General features: G+C 49.9%; 15 protein-coding genes and 2 pseudogenes. 4 read left to right on the forward strand and 13 right to left on the reverse strand.

Annotated elements, in window-relative coordinates:
- Nucleotides 1-24: 24 nt before the first annotated feature.
- The 3 genes from NT073_RS12215 to NT073_RS12225 all read left to right on the forward strand — a co-directional run bounded on the left by NT073_RS12215 (nt 25) and on the right by NT073_RS12225 (nt 4563).
- Nucleotides 25-2424 (forward strand): gliding motility-associated C-terminal domain-containing protein, encoded by a 2400-nt coding sequence (locus tag NT073_RS12215; RefSeq protein ID WP_297373442.1) that lies wholly within the window; start codon nt 25-27, stop codon nt 2422-2424.
- Nucleotides 2425-2566: 142 nt separating this feature from the next.
- Complete coding sequence (locus tag NT073_RS12220) at nt 2567-3145, forward strand: fasciclin domain-containing protein (protein ID WP_297373444.1); 579 nt, start codon at nt 2567-2569, stop codon at nt 3143-3145.
- A gap of 206 nt (nt 3146-3351) precedes the next feature.
- The gene (locus NT073_RS12225) at nt 3352-4563 is read left to right on the forward strand and encodes a L,D-transpeptidase family protein (RefSeq protein ID WP_297373447.1); all 1212 of its coding nucleotides are present in this window, start codon (nt 3352-3354) and stop codon (nt 4561-4563) included.
- Here NT073_RS12225 and NT073_RS12230 read toward each other — a convergent pair.
- Nucleotides 4533-5294, reverse strand: a complete 762-nt coding sequence (locus tag NT073_RS12230) for a murein L,D-transpeptidase catalytic domain family protein (RefSeq protein WP_366107241.1) — start codon at nt 5292-5294, stop codon at nt 4533-4535. The genes NT073_RS12225 and NT073_RS12230 overlap by 31 nt on opposite strands.
- Before the next feature lie 69 nt (nt 5295-5363).
- Here NT073_RS12230 and NT073_RS12235 point away from each other — a divergent pair, with 69 nt between their 5' ends.
- Nucleotides 5364-6107, forward strand: a complete 744-nt coding sequence (locus NT073_RS12235) for an EcsC family protein (protein ID WP_297373448.1) — start codon at nt 5364-5366, stop codon at nt 6105-6107.
- A 7-nt stretch (nt 6108-6114) separates the two neighbouring features.
- Here the strand turns inward: NT073_RS12235 and NT073_RS12240 are convergent, their stop codons facing one another.
- The 12 genes and pseudogenes from NT073_RS12240 to NT073_RS12295 form a co-directional block, all read right to left on the reverse strand.
- The gene (locus NT073_RS12240) at nt 6115-8007 is read right to left on the reverse strand and encodes a YgiQ family radical SAM protein (RefSeq protein ID WP_297373450.1); all 1893 of its coding nucleotides are present in this window, start codon (nt 8005-8007) and stop codon (nt 6115-6117) included.
- Nucleotides 8008-8182: 175 nt separating this feature from the next.
- Nucleotides 8183-8341: pseudogene (locus NT073_RS12245) on the reverse strand (endo-1,4-beta-xylanase); the annotation flags it as partial.
- A 62-nt stretch (nt 8342-8403) separates the two neighbouring features.
- Nucleotides 8404-12192 carry a hypothetical protein gene (locus NT073_RS12250; RefSeq protein ID WP_297373452.1) on the reverse strand — a complete coding sequence of 1263 codons (3789 nt, stop codon included), beginning with the start codon at nt 12190-12192 and terminating at the stop codon, nt 8404-8406.
- Nucleotides 12193-12285: 93 nt separating this feature from the next.
- Nucleotides 12286-13398, reverse strand: a complete 1113-nt coding sequence (locus NT073_RS12255; RefSeq protein ID WP_297373818.1) for an endo-1,4-beta-xylanase — start codon at nt 13396-13398, stop codon at nt 12286-12288.
- 88 nt (nt 13399-13486) lie between these two features.
- Nucleotides 13487-15409 (reverse strand): alpha/beta hydrolase-fold protein, encoded by a 1923-nt coding sequence (locus NT073_RS12260; RefSeq protein WP_297373454.1) that lies wholly within the window; start codon nt 15407-15409, stop codon nt 13487-13489.
- 44 nt (nt 15410-15453) lie between these two features.
- Nucleotides 15454-16599, reverse strand: coding sequence for an alpha/beta hydrolase-fold protein (locus NT073_RS12265; protein WP_297373456.1), 1146 nt, complete (start codon nt 16597-16599; stop codon nt 15454-15456).
- A gap of 170 nt (nt 16600-16769) precedes the next feature.
- Nucleotides 16770-18047 carry a glycosyl hydrolase family 8 gene (locus NT073_RS12270; protein WP_297373458.1) on the reverse strand — a complete coding sequence of 426 codons (1278 nt, stop codon included), beginning with the start codon at nt 18045-18047 and terminating at the stop codon, nt 16770-16772.
- Between the two features lie 92 nt (nt 18048-18139).
- The gene (locus tag NT073_RS12275; RefSeq protein WP_297373460.1) at nt 18140-19255 is read right to left on the reverse strand and encodes an alpha/beta hydrolase-fold protein; all 1116 of its coding nucleotides are present in this window, start codon (nt 19253-19255) and stop codon (nt 18140-18142) included.
- 298 nt (nt 19256-19553) lie between these two features.
- Nucleotides 19554-20633: an esterase gene (locus tag NT073_RS12280; protein ID WP_297373462.1), complete on the reverse strand. Its 1080-nt coding sequence runs from the start codon at nt 20631-20633 to the stop codon at nt 19554-19556.
- Between the two features lie 12 nt (nt 20634-20645).
- Complete coding sequence (locus NT073_RS12285) at nt 20646-21812, reverse strand: esterase (protein WP_297373464.1); 1167 nt, start codon at nt 21810-21812, stop codon at nt 20646-20648.
- A 65-nt stretch (nt 21813-21877) separates the two neighbouring features.
- Nucleotides 21878-23005: an esterase gene (locus tag NT073_RS12290; protein WP_297373466.1), complete on the reverse strand. Its 1128-nt coding sequence runs from the start codon at nt 23003-23005 to the stop codon at nt 21878-21880.
- A 30-nt stretch (nt 23006-23035) separates the two neighbouring features.
- A pseudogene (locus NT073_RS12295) lies at nt 23036-25122 on the reverse strand (alpha-L-fucosidase).
- Nucleotides 25123-25134: the final 12 nt, after the last annotated feature.

Here is a 25134-nt window from a genome sequence, read left to right on the forward strand (position 1 = left end):
TACTTATAAACGTTTACTGGCATTATGCAGGTAGGTAGAGAAGACCGTCCACGTTGGTTACCAACGGGAGTCGTGCTGGCTGTTTGTTTGCTAGGGTCTCTTTGTGTTCAGGCAACACACATTATTGGCGGAGATGTGAGTATGCGGGCAATTGGCGCCACGCCTGGCCTTTTCAAGCTTCAGTTAAATCAGTACTGGGATGAAACTAAAACCAGTTCTGGCAATCGGGATCAGTCCGTTACATTGCTGGTTTATCGAAAGCGAAATCCCATTCTTGTCGAGCGAATTACGCTCCAGCTTCAGGAAACGGTTCCTCTCACGTTTAATAATGCGGCCTGTGCTGCGTTGCGTCAACTAAGTTTTACGCAGGCCAAGTATTATCTTACTTATCAGTTCGATGTAACAAAGTATACCGATCCGGACGGTTACTACATGGTGTGGGAGCGGTGTTGCCGAAACGATAACCTCACTAATGTGAACAGCGGTATAGTGGCGGGTGTAGCTATGGTATTTTATCTGGAGTTTCCGCCCATGACCAAAAATGGCATAAGTTTTACCAACTCTGCGCCTGATTTTCGGGTACCCAATGGCGATTATATCTGTATCAATAAACCATTTACATTTGATGCCGGGGCCACCGATGCCGATGGCGATCAACTGAAATACGCACTCGTTACTCCTCTGAATGGTTATACGACCCGCCTGTTGCCAGTAAGTTCTGATGAATCGCCAAGGGCCAGTTACCCGACAATCCCCTGGGGATCAGGGTACGGCCTAACCAATATTATACCGGGAAATCCCCCCTTACGCATCAATTCGGCTACGGGCCAGCTAACGGTTCGGGCCGACAGGGAAGGACTTTATCTATTCACCGTACAATGCGAAGAATATCGCAATGGCGTGCTCATTGGTGTTGTGCGACGTGATTTTCAGCTGCCCGTCGTTGATTGCTCCAAAAATACGCTTCCTCCGGCAGTTGTTATGGCAAATGGAGCTCCCGCAACGGACTTGAACTGGTGCTCTACAAATACGCTGGTACTCACTGTTGAAAAGAATGCCGTCTGGGCCTATCAATGGCAAAAAGATGGGGCCAATCTGCGGGGGGCAACGATGGATACCCTCAAGGTGACAGAATCGGGGGTGTATACCGTGGTTAAAAGTCAGGCTAAGGTGTGCGCCAACGATACCATGTCGCAAGCGGTAAAAGTTACACTCACGAAAACGTCACCTGTCAAATTAACCATAACCTCCCCGGCCCCTTATTGCACGGGCGACACCCTGACCATACAGGCCGATGGACAGCCCGGCTCGCAATACCAGTGGCGTCGGGATGGGAGGTCGGTTACAGGTAACAAGCCAACAATAAGGGTTTACGAATCAGGGGTTTATCAAGTGGTTTCGAAATCCGAGACTGCAGATTGTGATGGTCTGGATAGCATACAGGTGACGATACATGCACGGCCTACCGCTCAGTTAAGCGCATCGGCCGGGAAACTATGTCCCGATTCCTCTGTTCAGTTGACCGCCACAAGTTCCGATGGATACCGGTATGCCTGGCAGCAAAACGGGGCTTCCATAACGGACACTTCCCGTTTGCTACAGGCACGTCAGGCAGGTACCTATCAGGTTACGGTTACGTCGCCGATGGGTTGTACTACTTTATCAAATACCATTACGCTGGGTCAGTTCGATCGTCCGACGGTTGAGTTCGATTCACTGTCACCGGTCTGCGTTACCAACGCCACTGTTGTGCCGTTACAGGGACAGCCCGCCGGGGGCGTTTATGGTGGTGTCGGGGTTCAGGGGGGACGTTTCGATCCGGCTGTTGCCGGGGTGGGCAGACATCAACTGACCTACTCCATTACATCGGCTGACGGGTGCCGTGCTTCTGCCAGCCGGTGGGCCGTTGTTACGGCAGCGCCTAAAATTACGGGCGGATCCAGGTATGGCATTACCAAAGGGGCTACGGTTCAGCTACTGACGCAGAGTGATCAACCCATCCGGCAATACCGCTGGGAGCCACCCTTGGCACTGAGCCGAACCGATGTAGCCAGCCCGGAAGCCAGTCCGGTCGAAACGACACCTTATCAGCTAACGGTAGTTGGAGAAGGAGGATGTCTGGCCACCTTTGCCACCCTTGTCGAGGTTATTGAACCGCTTTACATACCGTCTGCTTTTTCTCCCAACGGCGATGGTGTGAACGACAGCTGGCTGATCCCCAACATTAGCTCCTTTCCGCAGGCCGAAGTATCCATTTACAATCGCTGGGGGGAGTTGCTCTTTTATTCGAAAGGCTATACACAGCCCTGGGATGGCACATACCGGCAGGAAAACGTAAAAACAGGTACATATACCTACCAGATTTGGACGGGGACCGGGCCTGTGTCTACTACTTACAGGGGGCAGCTGACTGTAATTCATTAATGGGATTTATCCCTTTCGCTCAGTTTATCGGGCTTTCGGGCAATTTTAGTGGGTACATAGACCGTTTAATCAACAAATAGGGGCGTTCGCTTCGGGCTTGTAGGTAAGACGAGTCATGTGTTTCACTATTAACTAAATCCAGATGAACAGGAAAACATATTTTGGCTGGGCGGTGGCCACTGTCCTTTTTATTGGCACGCATGCCTCTATTATGGCACAGAGCCAAAATGCGGCAGCACAAACCAATACGACCATCACTACGATGAAGCCGGGTAGCTCAACCGGGAAAGATCTGGCCATCAGTGCCGCTAAGTCTGCCAACCACACCATTTTATTTCGTGCCCTGCGCGTATCAGGGCTTACGGAGCAAGCCAGTGGAAAAGGTCCATACACGGTGTTCGCACCAACAAATGAAGCCTTTGAAAAGCTACCTGCCGGTACGATGGATGAGTTCTGGAAGCCAGCGGGCAAGCCCAAACTGGTGAAGATGCTCGCTTACCATGTTGTGAAGGGAAAATTCACCGCCGATCAATTACAGGATGGACAGAAACTCAAGACCGTAACGGGGGGTACCTTAACCGTAGGCAAACAGGGCGATAATATAACCATCACGGATGGGGCTGGCAATACAGCTACGATCAACCAGGCGGATGTTGAAGCGACCAATGGCATTGTGCATTCAATTGATACAATACTAATGCCGACCTCGGCAGGACAGTAATGGGTTGAACTGGTTGACGTAAATAACACCAGTATCCAACACGAAACGCGGTGTCTCGACTTAAGTCAGAGCACCGCGTTTCGTTTGCTATTAGTACCTGTTTTTAGTGGGTAGCAAGCCAGGTGAAAATTGAGCCTGTCGGATATATTTACAACCATCAATGCGATTACGGTGTTATACAGGGTAAACACACTGAATAAATAAGCATGGATACAAGAGGAAGAAAGATTGGAATTATCGTAGCGGTGGTAGCGGGTCTAGTCATTCTTTTCCTTGTTGGACGGTATTTTATCAAGAACGAAGCCGAAAAGTCGAATCAGTCCAAGATTGAGAAAGAGGAAAAAGAAGTATCCGAAAAAGAATCCCGGCAAGTGGCTCAGTCACTACATCAAGCATGTCAATATGCGGCTTCCGTTGGTATCGACACATCGCGTTATGGGGTAGGGGGCAGTGCAGACGAAAATAAAAGCAGACTGGCAAATTTGCTTCTGGAGGTTAGATACGGTAAAAAACCGTCTCGTTTGGAATTCAACGGCCTGAAAGAATCAGTCGATTCAACCTGGGCAGCCACCGCCAACGCCAGTGAGCTGGAGAGTATGACGACTTTTGCCCCTTACAAACAACTCGTTGGGCATTACAATCGGTTGCGGAAAGCTAACAAGGCGAACTCCGCCATAGCTGATTCATTACGACTGATCCGGCAAACGCTCAACTTCTACCGGTATATCAATCGGTTCGATCCCGATCAGTTTGTGCTGGTCAATATTCCGGCGGGTGAGTTGAATGTGTTTGATCGAACGGGTAAACGACTGCTGCCCATGCAGGTCATTTCTGGTAAACCTGACAAAATGACTCCCTGCATGGTCACATACATTCAGGACATTGTTATGTACCCTTACTGGAATGTGCCTCAGAACATCGCCCTTGATGAGATGCTGCCCCGCATGAAACGGGATTTATCCTACATCTACAACCAGAACCTTCAACTTCTGGATGAGAAGAATAAGGAAGTCGATCCAGAAGAAATCGATTGGGAATCTCTCTCCGAAACGAACTTTCCCTATCGTGTCCGGCAGGCGTCTGGTTGCGAGAACTCGCTGGGTTTGTTGAAGTTTAATCTGGCAAATCCATTGGCTATTTACTTACATGATACCAATAGCCGTGACCTGTTCAAAAGTACCAAAGACCATTGGCGTAGCCACGGTTGCGTACGGGTTCAGAAACCCGTCGAACTGGCCAACCTGATACTTGGGGCTAAAACCTTCGATGCTGATTTTATGAACAAGTGTCTGATCGATCAAAAGCCCAAGACACTGCCAACAAAGAAGTTTCCGGTGTTCATCACCTACAACATTGCTGATGTGGATGCAGCCGGTAAACTCCATTTCTATAAGGATGTGTACTCGTTAGCCAAGTAAGCCGACTGCTTCAGATAGTCAGGATTTGGGGAGTAAACAAACAGGCAGGAGCCACCTTTAACGGCCTGAATTATACCTTTAGATTCCGCGTAAGGCACAGCTGGGCAACCCTGGCTGCGTCCTAACCGGCCTGTTTTGCGAATGATGTCTTCGCAAACGTAATCAGCACCGTGTAAGACAATGTTCCGGTTATAAACGTTGTCGTTGAAGCCCTTCTCCAGCCCTTTCAATTGCAGTGAAAGGCCATGTTTGCCCATATAGGTATTTAGCGTCTGGTAAAAGCCAAGACTGCTTTGGAAAGAAGACTCTGTATTGGAAAAGCGATTCGCCATCAGGTCACCCGAGTTGCGACCGTGAGAAACGTAGGTGTTGTAGAGCAGCTTCTTGTTAAACAAATCAACAACGTACAGACGTTTGTGGCTCGACGGCTGGCTGAGGTCAACAATCGTCAGCATCGCTTTGGCCGTGTCTATTTTCTGCCACCCACGCAACGCATATTCAAAAACGCTTTTCTTTAAGCCGACTTTGCTTAGATTTAGCTGATCGTATACGTCGAGGTGGGCGATGGATTTGCCGCTTTTAACGTTGGTAACGGGCGTTACCTTAACAGGCGAGTTTGGTATGCTTTTAAGTCCGGTGCCAGCAAAGTAAACGAATACCAGAGCAACCATGACCAAAAGGACACTCATCATACCTACAAACTTTCGATGTCGGGATTTATGAGAACGCATACAGATTCAACAAGCTTACGGCTGTTTTGATTCGATGAAGATACCACTTTTTTGCCAAATATAGGTAACATGACTCCTTACGAACAAGCCGTCGAAACCGAACTGATTCGCTGGCAACAGGCAATGCAGAAGCCTCCAACCGCCTTTGGAAGACTCTCAACCTCAATCCAGCGTCGAATAAATCGGATTATCCCCGACCGCATTCACGCCATTGTTACCGCTACTATCAAGCAGATGACTAGGGCTGTTTTGTTCGGTGCCGAATTCCTTAATCGGGCACCTGTACAGGGGCAAACGCTGACACAACGGGATGCCGCCGTAGCCCGACGAATTGAATTTTACAAGAAAACGAGTGCGGCCGAAGGGGGTGTAACGGGGGCGGGCGGTATTCTGCTCGGTCTGGCCGACTTCCCGCTGCTGCTTAGTCTGAAGATGAAAATGCTATTCGAGATCGCCAGCCTCTATGGGTATTCGGTAAGCGATTATCGGGAGCGGGTGTTTATCCTGTACGTTTTTCAACTGGCGTTTTCAAGTCAGGAACGTAGGCAACAGGTGTACCAGCACATTGCCAACTGGACCGAACACAGCCGGGAATTACCAGAAGATATTAATCAGTTTGACTGGCTTACGTTTCAGCAGGAGTATCGTGATTATATTGACCTTGCCAAGATGGCGCAACTCATACCGGGCATTGGAGCCGCAGTGGGTATTGTGGTCAACTATCGACTTGTAAATCAGCTTGGGCAGACGGCTATGAATGCCTACCGAATGCGGTTAATGAGTAGTGCCGAGCATCGGCTCGGCACTACATAGAAACGTCTTATCGTTTCTTCCCTTTATAATTGCCGGTAAACTTCGGAACACCGGAGCTTTCTTTCTTGGGGCTACCCAGTAAACGCTCTGCCAGATCCGGCCGTTTGAGCTGGTTTAGCCGATTGCGTATCCAGTTTTTGTACTCCGGTTTGTACCAGAAAAAGTAATTGTTCTGGGCCTTTTTCTCTTCCCGCGTCTTGGCCGTTTTAACCGGTTTCAGCGTATAGGGGTGAACGCCCGAATAGTAGATTACCTCGGCCACGGTCATGGGCGTAGGCGTAAAGTCCTGAACTTGTTCGAGTTGAAAGCCCATATCTTTCGTTTCGGCGGCCAGGTTCGCCATGTCTTGCTCTTCACAGCCGGGGTGCGACGAAATAAAGTACGGAATCAGGGGTTGCTTGAGGTTATACTTCTCCTGAATCTTGTCGTATTTCTGTTTGAACAGCTTGAAATACCGGAACGATGGCTTGCGCATCACACGAAGTGTATCATCGGCCGTGTGTTCGGGGGCAACCTTCAACCGGCCCGACACATGGCGCGTAACCAACTGCTCCATGTATTCGTCGTGGTTGCCGTCACTGTTGTTTTTGTTGAAGTCGTCGACCAGCAAATCATACCGCACTCCCGAACCGACAAATGCTTTCTTGACCTTGGGGTTGGCGTCGACCTTACGATACAGCTCCGTCATAGGCTTATGCGAGGTATCAAGGTTCGAACAGATAACCGGGTGAATACAGCTCGGGCTCTGGCAACGGGCGCAGATAGACTCATCTTTACCCTTCATCTTGTACATGTTGGCCGATGGGCCCCCCAGGTCGGAGATGTAGCCTTTGAATTCGGGGTGTTTCGTGATTTCGTCCACCTCTTTCAATACCGATGCTTCACTTCGTGAGGCCACAAACTTGCCCTGGTGAGCCGAAATAGTACAGAAACTGCATCCCCCGAAACAGCCCCGGTGCATATTGACCGAGAACTTGATCATATCGTAAGCCGGAATTGGGCCACGCTTTTTATATTTCGGGTGGGGGAGACGGGTGTAAGGCAAATCGAAGGATTTATCGATTTCGGCCTCTTCCATCGTCTTGAACGGTGGGTTGATGACCAGTATCTGATCGCCTACCCGCTGCAGAATCCGGTTAGCCTGCCATTTATTCGACTCAACTTCAACAATCTTGAAGTTAGCCGCGTATTTGATTTTATCTTCCAGACAAACCTCATGGCTGGCCAATTCGACCGAACTCCAGTCGTTATAGTCCCGCAGTTCGGTGCTGGCATCGTGCATGAATGCCACCTGATTGATGTTCCGCATCGACGAAAAAGGGACACCCTGCCGGGAAAGTTTCAGAATTTCGCGGAGGGGTTGTTCACCCATACCATAGACTAGCATATCGGCTCCGGCATCGACCAGGATAGAGGGCATTAGCCGGTCCTGCCAATAGTCATAGTGTGTAACCCGACGCAGGGAGGCTTCAATGCCACCGAGTAATACGGGAACATCGGGGTACAGTTCTTTCAGGATTTTGGTGTATACGATGGTAGCGTAGTCGGGCCGAAAACCCGCTTCGCCACCGGGCGTATACGAATCATTGGAGCGCAGGCGTTTGTTGGCCGTGTAATGGTTGACCATGGAGTCCATGCACCCGGCCGTAACCCCGAAGAAGTATTTAGGCTTGCCAAACTTCTTAAAGTCGCGCAGATCGTCTTTCCAGTTCGGTTGAGCAATAATGGCCACGCGGAATCCTTCGCTTTCCATTATGCGGCCAATCACAGCCGTGCCAAAAGCAGGATGGTCGACATAGGCATCTCCGGATACGAGGACAATATCAACTTCATCCCAGCCTCTTTTCTCGACTTCTTTCATTGTCAGAGGCAGCCAGTCTGTAAGGGGTCTTTCAATCATGAGCGTGTAAACTATCTGTCTGAAAAACACCGAATCCTGAAAATGATTCACTAAACAGTCCGGAATCCCATTTTCATGGCTTTCCGGCTACACGGCTATTCGTTACGTTACACCGATATTACGACTTCCTCTTCATTGCCAGTGTTCATATCATAGGTATCCATTTTCGGAATGGCTATTTCTTCAGCGCAATGACCTTCTCGAAGGCCGGTTTTGGCTGGTTATTGCGGTCGAACAACAGTGGATAATTGGTCCGCCCACGAATCGGCCAGCCGTTCAGCCAGCTATCGCCATCATTGACGCCCCAGAAGGTGACGCGAGTGACTTTGTCTTTCAAGCTTACCGTAAAGTTGCCAGATCCAAAGATAGGCCTGACCTGTGCAAATACTCAACTAATTAATCATCCCCACCAAATTGACGACGACGTTCTTCTTCAGCCGCCTTTTCATAAATTGTGATATACCATTCCAAATATTTAATATGTTCCAAGAAGGGTAGTTTTTTTGGCATCTGCTGGACTTGTTGGAGAACCTGCTTTAGCCGGTCGGCTCGCACTTGATCAAAGTTCACTTTCCCGGACCCAGATAGCATACCAGGTGCCCAACTGATTTTCTTAAAGTCTTCTACAGATTGGTTGTAAGTCAGAAAAGCCCGGACGCATAATAGCCATTCATCATACTTGTGTATATGTTGAAGAGCTTGTATCATGTTTCCAATCTCACTCACATTATTTGCATATATTTTTATGTATTCATCTAGGAAAATATGCGTAAGCCCTTTTTGTTCTTCGCTCACATGCAGAAAAAAAGGCTCGTAGTTTCGGCCATACCATACAAACCGTTCTTGGTTTACCATAATGTGTACTATCTGTAAAGCCCATTTTACCGCATCGGGCAGTGACCAAACAAAAGCCAAATTTTCGATCTGGGGATGATCTGTCGATTCAGTATCTGATTGTTTGTAGTGAGCCTCAATTAAATTAATCAAAAACGATGGATCGTGTGACAGAATCGCTTTCAGGTTATTATGTGAATAGTCGAAACCTGACGCTGATAAGCGTTCCATTTTGAACAATTGTAGATAGACCTTCTTGAGTAGAGGTAAATCTGATTCATTAAATAAATCAATGCGATCTTCAAAAAAATCGTGCCATAGCGAATATCGCATACCTATCTGTTCATGCCTAAAGGTTAAAATAGTTAAGATGTCTTGGTAGATAGTTGGACGTACTGCTCGATAATTCATCCACCATTTGTCAGGTAGATAAAAACCATCAATAGACTGCTCTTGGAAACACTGAATAAGCTTGTTGGCCCAGTCAATGGTTACGGCAGAAGCCGGTATCATACTGAAGAAGTTTAGCTGCCATTCAGCATTACGGTACTTGGCGCCAAAAAACACACTGAACCACTCTTCTGGCACTGCAATCTCGTAGTTAAAGGCCGCTCCGACTATACGGCTTACTGGGACGGTTAGTGGCCATTCTCGTAATGAAAACGCGGCAACCGTCTCTTTAAACAACTCAGGATTATGCTGTCTAATTCCGCTCAATATCGTCTCTAATGGGTGGTCAAGCATGGACGAAATATTGACCGGTTTACTGATCAAGTCGAAAATCTCATCAAATAATTGTTCAATCTCTAGTAATGACTCAGGATGTAGCTTTTCCCATAATTCATTTTGTTTCTTTAATCTATACTGTTCTGGCTTTTTCCACATCTCATCATCAGCATCACGCCCTCGATGGCGACGCCAGTCAAGTAGCAGGTAAAGAGAATACTCGTGGTTTTGAAAGCGTTCTGCCAGTTGATTCGTTTGGGTAGATTGTAGATTACTGCGGTTTAAGAAGCGAACGTATTCGTTTACGAAGTGGCAATCATCGAAATCGTTTGTCCTTAGATGTTGCTCAATTAGTGGTATGATATGACCCTTGTCAAATTCCCTTAGTAACTCGTTGTCAAGTGGTGAGTAAGAAGATGTATATGAAAATAAAACGGATCGGCACTCTTCAGGATACTTTGAAAACTGATCGCTGACAAACTCCCAAAGCGTACTGCGTAATGAGCTGAAGGGCTCCTGCACCGGATATGGCATTGTGGTAATTGTAATACCATGTCCTCTTGATATTGTACTTCGAAACTCAGACTGCAAGAATGAGGGTAACACAGCAAAGAGTAGACTACGGGCTGCTTCATGACCAGATTGCATTTCATCTATAAGATACTGAAGCAAAAGAGCCTGCCTTAGCTGCATGTATTGCCCGTCTTCTGGCCTAAAAGCCAACCGATCTTTAATTAAACTGGTTAGTAGTGGCACCAAATCGGGAGTACTTTCCGCAAACTTAACCAGTAGTTCAAGTGCTATGTTAAAAAAGTTATTGAAGCCACTGAAGAAGTTAAATAGCAATCTTAACCGGTCCTTCAACGGTCCCTCATCCGTTTTCAATCTCCATAAAATATTCTTTTCACGCCACTGTTTTTGTAGAGATGGCAAATTTTCAGACAGTACTAATAAGTAGTCAAGCGTTTCGGTTGGTAACGCTATGAAAAAAACATCTAAAAACTTGTAGGCCTTGGCATCGTCACTTCTGATCGAACTATAATACTGATTTGTAACAAGTTTAATGTCATTGATAATTCGTTCTTGGTCGAACGCGTTGATAACCCCATAAAATGCATCGCGGATGCGCTGTGGATAATCCTCAAAAAACTCAGTTAACAGAGCTTCGACGCTGAGTAGCTTTTTATCAACGAAAACTTGATACACGGCGTAGATTGCCAAGTTCTGGTCAGATAAACGAAAAAAACTCTGGTCAGTAAGGTAAACGTCAGCTAGTTCGTCTTTTTCTAAACCTACCAACTCAGCCGCTAGTATATCACGAGTCAAACCAAAAGCTGAGGTCAACTGACTAACGAACGACTCTTGTAGTAAGTCAATTTGCCTAAATACAGCCAATAAGCCAAGCACTTTCAAACGAGTTGGATCAACCAATAGCGATTTGTTATCACTATCAGTCAGGCTGTCATAATAGCTGACGTACAAATCAGTAGCATCGTTGAGAGCATACAGATTTTGCTCTTTTAGAGCTAGCTTGGCCGCCATAATTGCCAAACGGGGATTGCCGTTGGCCAAATCACGAATACGTTGTTGAAACCCATGATTGCCTATTGAAAATGGTTTTTCTGCAATTAACTTCACAATTTGCTCATCTGTGAACTTTTCAATAGAGTACCAGTCCCAGCGGTAAGGCTGTAGGTGTTTACTTACAACGTCAAACGCATAATCGCGAACTGTTAGGATTATTTTGAAAGAGACCTCAGGTCGAGCGTACAAGTGTTCCAAGGTTTCAAGCAAAATAGGTGTCTGCCTGTTAGCGTCATCAATTAGAAAAATATATTTCTTTCTGGATTGAACTAGATCGCTCAGATCCTCCAAAAGAGAAGCGTATTTATTCGCTATACAAAATGGTTGATAGTCTAAATTAATTTGACAGTATTTCTCTAGAACTTCCAAAGCTAAACGAGTTTTCCCTACGCCCTGCCCTCCAGTAAGAACTGTCACATCCTGACTGTTAATTTTGCCTAACAGGAGTTGTAGTTCATCTTCTCGATACCGAAGTGGGTTTGACAAGGGATTATTCTCTCCTACTGCCTTACGGGCATGTTCCCCGATGAATTCGTCAGGTGTCTGTAGCTGTAAAGTGTCAAAGGCTATGTCTAAATAGCGACGAGCTAATTGACGAAAATCGTTATGAATAGACAAGGCTAATTCACCCAAGCCTATGATTTCCAACTTAACCTGCTTGGGGCAGCTTTTGCGTAATGCCTCCTGTTGTTTGGGCGTTAGTTTGCTGGCATGAATGATGAGAATGCGATCAATTTGGTCAACGGATAGCCCCGTTTCTTTTGCATTTAAGCATTTAGCTACATCGCCCTGTAGTTTCTTCAGAACACCTGTCTGTTGCTTCGTATACTCAATAAGTACATATTTTCCATTGGGCAAAATGACATAGGTATCAGGAGTACCCTTTGTTGTTTGCATCCTACCTATCTGCGTTCCCGTGCAAGTTATATGCCGGAAATCGGCTCCATATCGGCAGAACAAATATTCATCGCAGGTGCGTTGGAAAGTAGCCCCATCGATACGTAATAATGCTGTTTCAATATCAGTAAGTCTCTGTCTCATTCAGTTAATTTGATGAAGCATAGGTATGTAAATAAATTTTCAATACCTATGCTTCATTAAGCAATTAACTTCCAGTACGTAGGAAGATTGTGCTTACCTCTTCAGTGCAATGACCTTCTCAAAGGCAGGCTTGGGCTGGTTGTTGCGGTCGAACAACAGTGGATAGTTAGTCCGGCCACGAATCGGCCAGCCGTTCAGCCAGCTATCGCCATCATTGACGCCCCAGAAGGTGACGCGAGTGACTTTGTCTTTGTGCTTCAGGAACAGCTTGAACAGAGTTTCGTAATCAGCCGCTAACTGTTGCTGAACGCTGTCGGGCAGACCAGCCGTATAGGGATTCGACTGCTCGTTAGCAGTCATACGCGCCCCTACGTCGGCTCCCTGGAAATTGCGAGGCAGCACCTCGATATCCAGTTCAGTAAACATCACCTTCACACCCAGAGCGGCATATTGCAGGATGCTCTCTTCGATGTCCTTAAATGGTACTTTGCCAACGTGCCAGTGACCCTGAATACCCACGCCATCGATACGCACCCCGGCTGCCTTGATCTTTTTGATGAGTTCAAGGCAGCCCGCCCGCTTTTTGGGTTGTTCGTTGTTGTAATCGTTGTAATACAATTCCGTTTTTGGCGCTGCCTGCTGGGCCAGCCGGAAGGCTTCCGTCACGAAATCGTCGCCGAGGTGTTGCAGGAATACCGATTTACGCATGGTGCCATCCTCGTTCAGGGCTTCGTTGACAACATCCCACGAATATACCTTGCCATTATAATGCCCGGCCACCGTTTTAATGTGATCGGTGAAGAAGGTCCGAATAGAATCAGCACTTTTGATACCACGAATGAACGGCGGCAGTTGGCTATGCCAGATCAGGGTATGGCCGTTGATTTTAATCTTATGCTTCTTGCCGAATTCAATCAGCTTGTCTCCCATCGTGAAATCGTAGGTGTCCCACTTCGGGTGAATCAGCGCCGACTTCATGATATTTTCGGGTGTGGCCATGTTGAATTGACTGGCGATGAAGGCCGTTGTTGCTGGGTCACGCTCTTCGATCTGAGCGTTATTGAGGCAGGTGCCAATACCGAAATCCTTCTTGAAGGCGTCTTTCAGAGAGGGGATTTTTTGAGCGAATGATGTGATGGGCAGCGCAACGGTTGCCAGGAAAAGGGCCGCTGTACTTAATGCGGTGGTGGTTTTTTGGGAAAGCATAGTATTCATTCAAGCTTGAGTGTTGATCCTAAGTTAAGCGTTGACAAAAACCTATAAGGTCTGAAAAGAGACCTTATAGGTTTACTTATTACTTAAACAGCACCTGACTAAACTGCATTAAATCGTGCCGCCAGACGGGCCAGGTGTGCCCACCGGCGTATTCGCTGTAGCTGTATTTGACCCCCATCTCGTCGAACTTCTTCATCATGATCTGACAGTTCTGGTAGGCGATATCCTCCTTGCCGCCCATCGAAATCCACAGGTTCTTGAGGTTGCTGTTGATGGTCGACGCGTTGTCTTTCATGAAGGCATACTGCGGATCGGTTAGCTTGGGGTTGTTGGCGAACCAGCCCGAACTGAATACGCCCAGACTGGAGAACATATTGGTATTTTTGATACCCGCATACAGCGTCTGCAACCCACCCATCGATAGGCCCGCGAGTGCCCGGTTCTTCGCGTCGGTCTCAACCCGGAAATTGCTTTCCACGTAGGGAATTGCCCCCAACTTTAATTCATTTTCAAACGCTTTCAGTACGTTTTCGGTGAAACCCGCCAGACCACCGGCGCTTACGTTACCGTCGAGCATGGCAATGACCATCGGTTTGGCTTTCCCCTCGGCGATCAGGTTATCCAGAATCATATCCGTTTTACCCTGTGTAGACCAGCCGCGCTGATCTTCGCCCCCGCCGTGCAGCAGGTAAAGCACCGGGTATTTGTCGGTCGCTTTGTCGTAGCCCGGCGGGGTGTAGACGTACATTTCGCGCCAGCTGTTGGTCGCTTTAGACAGATAGCGTTTGATGCGTATGTCTCCGTGGGGGACGTCTTTCATGGCGTAGAAACCAGCGTCTTTGTCGGGTATTTCTATGCCGCTGGCCATGCGACCCATGCCGTAGAATGTTTCACTGGCCGGATCAACAACGGCAACACCATCGATAAGGACGGAGTAGTAATGAAACCCACGACTGATGGAGTCGGTGGTAGTCATCCAGAAACCGGCGGTGTCTTTCACCATGTCGTACTTTTTGCCCAGATCGACCTGCACTTTCTGGGCGTCTGGGGCTTTCACGCGGAAAACGACGCGGTTGTCGGGTAGAATCTGCGGGTACTTGGCGTTGCGGATGTTGGTGGCCGCCGGGGTGCCCAGCACGCTGTATTTGGTCAGCGACGCCACATCGACGGTCTTGAACAGAAACTGCGAGAACATGTACAGACCGTTTTTCCAGACTTTGAAATCATGCCCGCCCGGCTCCACGTAATAGATGTGCAGCACGCTGTTCTGATACAGGTAATCGTGGGTACGTTTACTGAACGAGATCAGACCGTCGGCATCTCCGCACGAAATCCAGAGCAGTTTTAGCTTTTGTTTAGCGTCAGCGGGGTTCGGCACCAGTTCTTCAGGGCGTTTGGTGTTGGGAGCCGATGAGAAGCCGCCCACCCACGCGAACCTGTCCAGATTACCAAGCCCGAAATTCAGAGACTGCCCACCACCCATCGACAGACCGGCAATGGCGCGGTGTTCGCGGTCAGTAAGCGTCGGGTATTTCTTCTCGATGAACGGAATTAGGTCGGTCAGTAGGTCTTTTTCGAAGGTGGCGAAGGCTTCGACTTTGTCCTTCTCAAAGATATTACCCACCGCCCGGTCGTCTTTCATAGCTCGTCCGTTGGGCATCACCACGATCATGGGCTCCAGCTTGTTCTCGGCGTACAGATTGTCCAGAATCACCTGCGGTTTGCCACCGTTCAGCCACTCTTTTTCATCGCCCCCAATGCCGTGCAGCAAGTACAGCACCGGGTATTTTTTCTTTTTGGTAAAACCCGGTGGCGTGTACACCAACGCTTTGCGGGTTGTACCTACGGTTTTCGACGGATAGCTAATCGAATCCAGCTTACCCGTGGCGATACCCGCACGTACCTGATCGAAGCCTTTTGGCGCTTCTTTCTCAATTTTCTGGGCGAAGCTGCTCCCGCAGAAAATACCCAGTATGGCCGCTAATGTGATGAATCGTTTCATGCTTGTTAATTGATAACCGGTCTGTTTGGGCCGTTCAGTGTGGTTTATTTCTTGAAAATCAGGCTGACGTACTGCCGCAACGACCGACGCCAGGTTTGCCACTCGTGCGATGTACCCGGCGACTCATAGTATACGTGCTTGATGCCCGCTTTGTCGAGCGCTTCGTGGAAGCCTTTTACGCCGGTGTACATCCGCTCGGGCTCCTTCGTGCCGATGCTCACGTACACCAGTTTCATCTTTTTGTTGAACGCATCGGCGTCGGCCCAGGCACCGTCATACGCCTGTTTGATGTCGGCACCCGGCTGCAACCGACCCGCCCCGCTGAACCCGCCGATGTAAGCGAATTTATCGAGGTTGGTCATCGTGGTCTGGAACGTCTGAAAACCACCCATCGACAGTCCCGCCATCGCCCGGTTGTCGCGGTCGGTCAGCGTGCGAAACTGCTTATCGATCATCGGAATTACTTCCTTCACCAACAGCTCGGGAAACACGTTGCTGTTCATGCTGGCCGGACCCGTGGCTGTTTTGTTGATGGGCCGCGTTGGGTCGGTAGCGTAGCCGCGTTCCATCACCACGATCATGGGCGTTGCCTTACCTTCGGCAATCAGGTTGTCGAGAATAAAATCCATTTTGCCCTGCGTCGGCCAGCCGGTTTCGTCTTCGCCCGAGCCATGTTGCAGGTACATAACGGGGTAGCGCTTCTTCGTATTTTCGTCATAACCCGGTGGGGTATACACGTTGGCCCGGCGCCAGGCTTTGGTCATGTCGGAGTAGTAGTTGACCGAACGTACCTGACCATGCGGCACAGTATGGGGCTGGTAATAGTCCATGTCCTTGTCGGGAATGTCGATGCCGCTCGCCATACGGCCCATGCCATAAAACGTCTGGCTCGACGGGTCGCAAATGGCTATCCCGTCGGCAATGAGTGAGTAATAGTGAAAACCCTCGACGACAGGCTCCGTCGTGACGGTCCAGAAGCCGCTGGTGTCTTTCACCATATCGTACTTCTTCACCAGGTCGATTTGCAGCTTGCGGGCGTCGGGCGCTTTCACGCGAAACACCACCCGGTTATCAGGCAGAATCTGCGGGTATTTCTGCCCCGGAATATTGGTCGAAGCCGGTACACCAGCGTTCTGGGCCTGTACCGTCAGGGATATAAGGCAAATTAGTAATGCGATGATTATTTTCATGGTATTTTTATGATAAAGGTTTAGAGGTTTTGGATCAAAGCTATAGCCTCTAACGGGGTAGGTTGCTGGCTGGGCCCGGCTATTGCGCATAACCAGTCGATGTTAAATTCCTACGGTATATAGCTTAGTACGAACTAACCCAATCGTTTGTCAGGTATTCCATTAGCTGCTTAACGGGTCTGTGGCGTTATGATCCGGTACTTTCCACTCAGGTGCATGAGGCTGAACACATACAACAGCCCATCGTAATACGGGTCGAAATAGCCATCGTCAAATGGCTCAAGCTTTGCTTTCCACAAGGCATGCACAAAGGCAAGGCTGTTCTTCTCTTTGTTGACCAATGACAGCGTAGCCGATGTAGACACCAGCCCCAGCGAGTGGCGCAGTTTTTTCACCGGTCCGGCCTGCAAAATGAACTCGGGGCGTGAGCCGTCCAGGTTAAACTGATCGTCATACGTGTCCATGCCTTTGGACCGCAGAAAGTTCTGGAGTCGTTTGGCGTAATCTTCCTGCCAGGCTTTGTCTTTTCCCGACCAGGTATAGTCCATGGCGATGTTCATAGGCACCCGCCACGAATCGTAGCGAAACGCCGAGGGTGACCAGCGGGTGTCGTGCGGCTTCCCGCTAAACTCCGTGTAGTCGGCGTTGAGGCCCGTAACGGGGTGGCAGGCCCGGTGCAAAAACGCGCGCGATGTATCGGCGCACACCCTGTAAAACTGTTCGTGGCCGTCTTTGGCGTACGTGGCCCAGACCTCGTAAAAGGCGGGCAGGTGATACGATGGGTCGGTCCAGTTGTACATGCCTCCTTCGGGCACAAAGCTGATCTGCTTAGCGTCGGTGTTGATGAGGTTATAGATGTTGCCAGTGCCATCTTTCTCCCAAATCGCATCCAGAATTCGCCGGGCTTCGCCGTAGTAGTTGATACCTGTATTGTTGCCCCATTTGTTGGCCGCAAACAGCAGACTCGTAACGTAGTACAACTCACCATCCGACGCCGACCCTTCGGAGTTTTTCTTCATCGTCTGCGGGTTGATGCTCCAGGCAAAATAGCCCTCTCGTGGCCCGCTCTGGTGTTGCAGGTATTTCTTAGACCACCGCCAGATGCGGTCGAACACGTCTTTTTTGTCCAGCTGCACGGCGATCATCATGCCATACGACAAACCTTCGGTTCGAGCGTCCTTATTCTTCACATCCGACACGTAGGCCATCGTATCGCCAACTTCAAAATAGACCTTATTGGGGCCTTCAAAGACATCGTGATAGGCCTTAGCCAATTTTGCGTCGATGTCGGCCTGTTTGTAGCCCGCTTCACGAAACAGGTTGCGGTAGATTGGCTGACCTGTGTTTTTACGCTGGCCGAAAACGACTCCCTGTCCGCTACAGAGCACGGCTAGTATAAGCCAAAAACTTACTTTTAAAACTTCTTTTATCCGTATTGATCGTACCATAAATAGGTTGAGTAGGATACGTAGCGATGAAGCCAATTTTTAATAAACCTATAAGGTCTGATAAGAGACCTTATAGGTTATAATGGGCTATCTTACTTAAACAGCAGCGGAGCCATCTCATGCAAACTCCGGCGCCAGGTCAGGAATTCGTGGGCTGTTTTATCCGATACGTAGGCAACAGCATTATATCCGGCGGCTTTCAGGTCGGTGGCGGATTTATTCACGCCATCGGGCCGCTCTTTGCTACCGCAGCTGATGAACACGAGCTTCGGTTTAGCCTTTCCGTTAAGGTCGTCTGGCGCATAAACGCCACCACTCAGCAGGCCGTAGTATCCAAATGTTTCCGGCTTGTTGAGGGTAATCGCTTTGGTTTCCATGCCGCCCATCGATAGGCCCGCCATCGCCCGGTTATCCCGGTTAGCCATCGTGCGGAAGTTGGCATCGACATATGGAATCAGTTCGTCGACGAGCACCGTCTGGAAACCATCGATCTTAAAATCCCGGATTTTACCCCATTTCACTTCGTTGGTCATGCCGTAAGTCATCACGATAATAAACGGCTTGGTTTTGCCTTCGGCGATCAGGTTGTCCATGATCAGATTCGCGTGTCCCTGGTTGCTCCAGGCCGTTTCGTCTTCGCCCCAGCCGTGTTGCAGATACAGCACCGGATATTTTTTTGATTTCTCTTTTTCGTATCCCGGTGGCGTGTACACAAATGCCCGGCGGGGTGTGCCGGTGCTTTTCGAGGGGAACAGAATCTGCTGTACGTTGCCGTGGGGTACGTCTTTCAACGCGTAGAAATCCTGGTCGTGGGCGGGAATCTCAATACCACTTTCCCAACGAACGGACCCGTAATAATTCTTGGCACCGGGGTCGTTGAACTTCCCGCCGTCGATGGTTACGTTGTAGTAGTGAAAGCCTTCATCCATAGGCCCTTCCGTGGTAGCGGTCCAGTAGCCGTCGGCCCCTTTTTTAAGGATGGTACCACCCCGTCCGCCAAGGCCCAGGCTCACTTTTACGCTGTCGGCTTTGGGCGCGTAGATGCGGAACCGGGCATAACCCTGCGAGTTGACCTGCGGGTACTCCTGCCCCGGCTGGTTGAGCGAGGACGGTTTAAAATCCTCCGCGATGGCTGATGCCGTTTGCGAATAACTGCTGATGCTGATCATCGTGGCTACCACGAATACAGCTAAACTTTTGAGAGTCATTTGGATATTGGTTTTAAGGGTATTATAAAAGAATTTACAGGCGACACTATCTCTATATTCCATTGATTTTCAGTACAAAAACAGAAATCACTCATGGGCTTCTGCGAGTTTTTTCGCCCCATCAGGGCTTAGTAGCGCAGCGTTGGTAGAAAAACTCACCGAACCCGTTGCGCACCTACGGCACGCGGGAAGAACCGGCGATTTATGTTTTCTTCCGACGCTGCGCTGTCAGGCCCTTAACGGGGCGAATTGATCACCCCGGCGCGTTTCGCCTAACCCATTCATCGGTAGTTTCCGATCACCTGAAAAGCTGCGGCAACGTGTTGGCGAGGTACAGTTTGCAGTTCATCCAGGTATGCCCGCCCGGCACGATCAGCGGTTCTACCTTGATTTTTTTGTCCTGAAACATCGCTATGTTCTTCTTCACCGGCTCGTACAGAAAATCCTCTGTGCCCACGCTGATAGTGAACAGCTTCAGTTGGCTGTTGAGCTTGTTGGCATCCGGCGACCAGTTTGAGAAGTTTTTCTGAAACTCCTCGGTAGCCGTGTAGGGCGCATACGAACAGATATAGGCGAATGTGGAGGGATTAGTCAGGCCGATGTTCAGCGTTTGACCGCCACCCACCGAGAACCCGGCCACGGCCCGGCCTTTGCTGTCTTTGATGACCGGGTAGTTGGCTTCGACAAACGGCACAATGTCGTTCACCATATCTTTGGTAAAATCAGGCATCGGGGCCGGGCGGACGTTGCCGTAGGGCATCACAATCAGCATGGGCTTGGCCTTGCCCTGTGCGATGAGGTTGTCGGCAATCAAGTTGGCGCGGCCTACTTTCGTCCAGGTTTCCTCGGTGTCGGAGCCGCCGTGAATCAGGTATAGCACCGGGTATTTGGTTTTGCCGTTGGGGTTGAAACCCGGTGGCGTATAAACCAGCAACTGCCGCGTGGTGCCCAACGTGCCCGATTTGTAATAGCGGTAGCTGATTTTGCCGTGGGGTACGTTCTGCAACGAATGTATCAGCGGCTGATCGCCGGGCACGTCGACGATGCTGCGTTTGAAGCGTTCGTTGGCAAAAATGTAGGTGTTGCTCGGGTCGGCCAGCGATACACTGTCGACCATAAAGCTGTATGGGTAAATGTCGGGTTTGACGGGCGGCACGGTCACGCTCCAGATGCCCGAAGTATCTTTAGTCATGGCGACGGGTGCCGCTAGAAACTCGCCGGAAACCATCACTTTTTTTGCGTTTCGGGAGAAATACCGGAACGTGATACTGCGGTCGGGATGCACATCGGGCGAACTGATGGCTGGTGGCCGTTGCTGGGCCAGCACCGAAACGCCCGAAAAAAGGACGGCCAATAGACTAAATAGAATGCGTTTCATGGGCGGATGGGTTTATGGTTGGAACAGCAATGGCGTGGTGGCGGCAACGTAGGTTTTTACATTCATCCAGGTATGGCCGCCGTCGGTGACCAGGCTTTTATAATTCACCTTTTTTGCCTTCAGGTAGTCCATAAATTCCACCGTGCCTTTGTATAGAAAATCATCACTCCCGACGCTGACCCACAGCAGTCTAAGTTGCTTGTTGGTTTGGTCGGGCTTGTTCACGATCTGGCTGAAATTGCCATCCATTTCCTGGGGCGACAGGTACGAGCTGTAGGCGCACACATACGCAAACTTGTCCATGTTGCTGAAGGCCGCACGGAGCGTTTGTCCGCCCCCGCGCGAGAACCCGCCAATGGCCCGGTTCTCGCGGTTAGGAATAGCCCGGTAGCTTTTCTCGACATACGGAATGACGTTACTCACCAGATCGGTCGTAAAATCGTTGGCACGTTTCACCGCATCGGCTCCGTCCCGAACGGTCGGATCGGCGGGTTTCGTACCACCCTTTTGCTCGGCTACACGAGCCGCGATGTTCCCGTACGGCATTACGACAATCATCGGTTTTACCTTGCCTTCGGCCAGCAGATTATCCAGAATCAGATTGGTTTTGCCGACTTTAAAAAAGGTTTCTTCGGTATCCGTCGTACCACTGATGAGGTAATAAACAGGGTATTTCTTCGACGGATTCTGGTCATAACCCGGTGGGGTATACACGACCAGCGAGCCGGTTGTGCCCTCCATCGACGGGTAGTATTCGTAATTGATCGAGCCGTGAGGAACATCGCGCATGGCGTGAATCAGGGGCGTATCGCCGGGCACGTCGACCAGGCTGGCTTTGAATCGCTCGTTGGGGAAGAACGCGACGTTGGCAGGGTCCATGACGGATACACCATCTACCCGAAAATTGTACGGATAAATATCAGGCTTCACGGGGCCGACCGTCACACTCCAGATACCCTGCGCATCTTTGGTCATGGCTACGGGACCTTTTTCAAACTGTGCGCTCAGTTCCACAGCTTTGGCCTGCGGAGCCTGGTAGCGGAATGTAACGGTCTTGTTGGCATTTACCTGGGGCGACACCACCAGCGGCCCGCGTGGCGGCTGGCCAATTACCAGTCCAGATGTCAGCAGCAATACAGACCAGCAGAGCAGCAGGAATCTTCGTGTTTTTGTATGCATAGCTATGTTCAGGTAATGACACTGGGAGCAGTGTCGGGTTTTAGGAAACGGGTACTGGTCAATGGTTACTGAAATAATTTCTGGGCGATAGTCGACAGGTAGAGCTTGCAGTTCATCCAGGTATGGCCACCGTCCGAAATCAGGGTTTCATGTTTGATCTTTTTCTCATCAAGCACTTTCAGGTAGTCGTTGATGACCGGGTACAGCATATCGTCTTTCCCGACGCCAATCCAGAACAGTTTTAGTCGTTGGTTTGTGAGGGCGGGGTTGGCAAAAGCCGTGGCGTTGTTGCGGTCGAACTCCTCTTTTAGCATACCGGGCGCAAAACCGCACACCCAGCTAAATAGGTCGGGATTATTCAGGCCGAGAAAAAGCGTTTCGCCACCGCCACCCGAAAACCCGGCAATGGCCCGGCTGTCTTTATCCTTTTTTACCCGGTAGTTCTTCTCGACAAACGGGAACAGGTTGCCCATAAAATCCTTCTTGAACTCCTGCAGATTGTCCCAGTTGCGGAGGCTCCCCGACGATTTGCTGATGACCGGATACGCCCGTCCATAGGGCATCACAACGATCATCGGCTTGGCTTTCCCCTTCGCAATCAGGTTGTCCAAAATGATGTTAGCCCGCCCTACTTTGGTCCAGGTCTCTTCCAGATCTGTAGTACCATGCAACAGGTAAAGTACTGGATACATTGCCTTTGCGTTGGTTTCGTAACCCGGCGGGGTGTACACCACCACGGGGCGCTGCCCCAGCTCCGGCGATGTGTAGAACCGATACGATACCGTGCCGTGGGGTACGTTCTGCAACGTATGCACCAACGGCGTAGCACCGGTTATTTCGACTACGCTATTCTGAAACCCTTCATTTGGGAATATCGCCGAGTTTTTGGGATCAGCTATCGATATACCATCGACTATAAACGAATACGGGTACATATCCGGCTTTACCGGTGCGGTTGTCACGCTCCAAACGCCATTCGCATCTTTGGTCATGGGTAGGGGACTCTTCGCAAACTGCGCATTTAATTTCACGTCTTTGGCTGCCGGAGCAATCAACCGAAACGTGACCGAATTGTCAGCGTTCACCTGTGGCGATTCTACCACAGGTGCGCCGGGCGGTTGGGCCATTGCCCCGCTGTATAGGCAGAGTATGGACAGAAAAAGCCACAGGTGGCGGATTGCTTGCTGGCTCATGGATAGTTAGGAATTAGGTTTAGTCGAATTTCATTGTGTAATGATGTCTATTTCTGCGTAGCCCGATGCCGACCCATCCTGCGTGTTTTTCAGGGCCGTCAACTTCACATACCGGGCTTTAGTGGCTGCAAACGGTTTAGTTTGCCACACGGGACTGATTTGATGTTGGAAAACTCGCCTTCGCTGACTCGCTTCCAGATTTTGTTGTCGGTCGACACGGCAAACTCGTAATGGGTGATGATGCTGGACTCTTCCCACCAGTTTTGAGCAGGCAGATACCGGAAACCGGTCAGGGTTTCTTCATTGCCCAAATCAATGACCAGATCAGCGGGCAGAGGTTGACTTTTAGGCTGCTGCCAGGACGTACCGGGGTTACCGTCCAGAAGCTGATAGGCCGATTTAGCGTCGGTATTGAGGATTTTCCACCCAGCGCGGGCAATCTCAAATTTCTCTTCACTGACAATGCTGCTTTGCTTCGTGAAGGGGTTGTAGGCAATGGCCTTTAGTTCGACTTTGCCGCTGCCGGTTTTTACCGGAGCCATGTATTTAGCCGCTTTTGCCGTTGGCGTACTTCCATCCAGCGTATAATACAATTCCGATTCGGTATCGCCCGGCTTAATCTGAATGTCACCCGCCTGATTACGGGTGATGACCGGTGGCGATAGAATCAGGGGCGCATTGTACACCGCCAAATTCGAGATCAACGGACTGCCTTTGGCATCCAGAATCGTCAGGCGCAGCTGCGTGGCTTCGACGGTCGGAAACCGCAGAATACGTTTGTAGCCAATGGTCGTTTGTTTATCGATCTCTTTCCAGTTGCCATCGACCAGAGCCTCGACTTTGAACGATTTGACCCGTTGCCCCAATCGAATGGGTTCCTGAATCAGAAAGCGATTGAACGCCGTGGGTTTGTTGAATGTCAGCGTCAGCGATGCATTGCGCACGTTATCGTTAGTGGCCCAGTAGCTTTCCGGGTCGGCATCAATTGCTTTGCTGGCGTCGTAGGTCGCGCTTTTCCCGCGTACCTCAGAGGCCGTTGCTTTCGCCTGTTTGGCCAGATTCATGGCAAAGGCTTCTTTCCTGGCTTTGGCGAAGGCCTTTACGGCTTTCTCGTCTAACTCGTTAATCAGGCCGTTGGGCATAATCGGGAAATTGAGCAGCAGCGTCCCGTTTCGACCGATAGAATTGTAGTACGTATCCATCAGTTGGGGCAGGGTTTTCACCTTTCGGTCTTCGCGTTCGTGGTAGAACCACTCGGGCCGGATGGACGTGTTCACCTCGCCCGGCACCCAGGCATTCCCGTTCTCAACACCATGCCGTAACATTTCCTCGGGTACATCGCCGGTGGCATTCAGTAAGCTCCAGTTGGTTTCGCCGACGTATCCGGCTTCGGTGCCCACCCAGCGCAGGTCGGCGCGGTCGCCCCCGTCGTTCCAGATCACGATGTTTGGCTGGAGTTTCCGGACGAGCTTGTAGGTATTCGGCCAGTCATAATACGTTTTGGCGTCGATTTTACGGGTCTCGTTAGCCCCTCCATAGTAGCCCGATCCGCCATTGGCCCCGTCGTACCAGACTTCAAATATGTCGCCGTAGTTGGTTAGTAACTCCGTTAGCTGGTTGCGGAAGTAGGTGATGTATTCTGGTTTTCCGTAGTCGGCATGGTTCCGGTCCCAGGGTGAGAGGTACACGCCGAATTTCAGGCCGTATTCCTTACAGGCATCGGCCAGTTCGCGCACGATATCAGCCTTTCCATTGCGCCAGGGCACATTCTTGACGGAGTAGTCGGTGTATTTTGACGGCCAGAGGCAGAAACCACTATGGTGTTTGGCCGTAAAAATGATGCCTGTCATACCAGCCTCCTTACAAATTCGCGCCCACTGTCGGCAATCCAGTTTGGTCGGGTTGAACAGCTTCGGGTCTTCATTACCCAGCCCCCAGGCCATGTCGGTATAGGTGTTGATCGAAAAATGGATGAACGCATAGTACTCCATTTTCTGCCAGCGCAACTGATTCGCATTGGGCAGCGGGCCAACAGGCTGGGGTGGAGTTGTCTGGGCAAATCCGGAAAGACCTGTCAGCAGAACGAGAGATAATCGAATGAAAAAGGATTTCGACATAGTTGGGCAGGT

The organism is Spirosoma sp. (assembly GCF_026391055.1).
GTDB lineage: Bacteria > Bacteroidota > Bacteroidia > Cytophagales > Spirosomataceae > Spirosoma.

Coding starts and splice junctions, on each gene's coding strand:
- NT073_RS12215 (WP_297373442.1), top strand. CDS start 25: ATGCAGGTAGGTAGAGAAGACCGTCCACGTTGGTTACCAACGGGAGTC.
- NT073_RS12220 (WP_297373444.1), top strand. CDS start 2,567: ATGAACAGGAAAACATATTTTGGCTGGGCGGTGGCCACTGTCCTTTTT.
- NT073_RS12225 (WP_297373447.1), top strand. CDS start 3,352: ATGGATACAAGAGGAAGAAAGATTGGAATTATCGTAGCGGTGGTAGCG.
- NT073_RS12230 (WP_366107241.1), bottom strand. CDS start 5,294: ATGCGTTCTCATAAATCCCGACATCGAAAGTTTGTAGGTATGATGAGT.
- NT073_RS12235 (WP_297373448.1), top strand. CDS start 5,364: ATGACTCCTTACGAACAAGCCGTCGAAACCGAACTGATTCGCTGGCAA.
- NT073_RS12240 (WP_297373450.1), bottom strand. CDS start 8,007: ATGATTGAAAGACCCCTTACAGACTGGCTGCCTCTGACAATGAAAGAA.
- NT073_RS12250 (WP_297373452.1), bottom strand. CDS start 12,192: ATGAGACAGAGACTTACTGATATTGAAACAGCATTATTACGTATCGAT.
- NT073_RS12255 (WP_297373818.1), bottom strand. CDS start 13,398: ATGCTTTCCCAAAAAACCACCACCGCATTAAGTACAGCGGCCCTTTTC.
- NT073_RS12260 (WP_297373454.1), bottom strand. CDS start 15,409: ATGAAACGATTCATCACATTAGCGGCCATACTGGGTATTTTCTGCGGG.
- NT073_RS12265 (WP_297373456.1), bottom strand. CDS start 16,599: ATGAAAATAATCATCGCATTACTAATTTGCCTTATATCCCTGACGGTA.
- NT073_RS12270 (WP_297373458.1), bottom strand. CDS start 18,047: ATGGTACGATCAATACGGATAAAAGAAGTTTTAAAAGTAAGTTTTTGG.
- NT073_RS12275 (WP_297373460.1), bottom strand. CDS start 19,255: ATGACTCTCAAAAGTTTAGCTGTATTCGTGGTAGCCACGATGATCAGC.
- NT073_RS12280 (WP_297373462.1), bottom strand. CDS start 20,633: ATGAAACGCATTCTATTTAGTCTATTGGCCGTCCTTTTTTCGGGCGTT.
- NT073_RS12285 (WP_297373464.1), bottom strand. CDS start 21,812: ATGCATACAAAAACACGAAGATTCCTGCTGCTCTGCTGGTCTGTATTG.
- NT073_RS12290 (WP_297373466.1), bottom strand. CDS start 23,005: ATGAGCCAGCAAGCAATCCGCCACCTGTGGCTTTTTCTGTCCATACTC.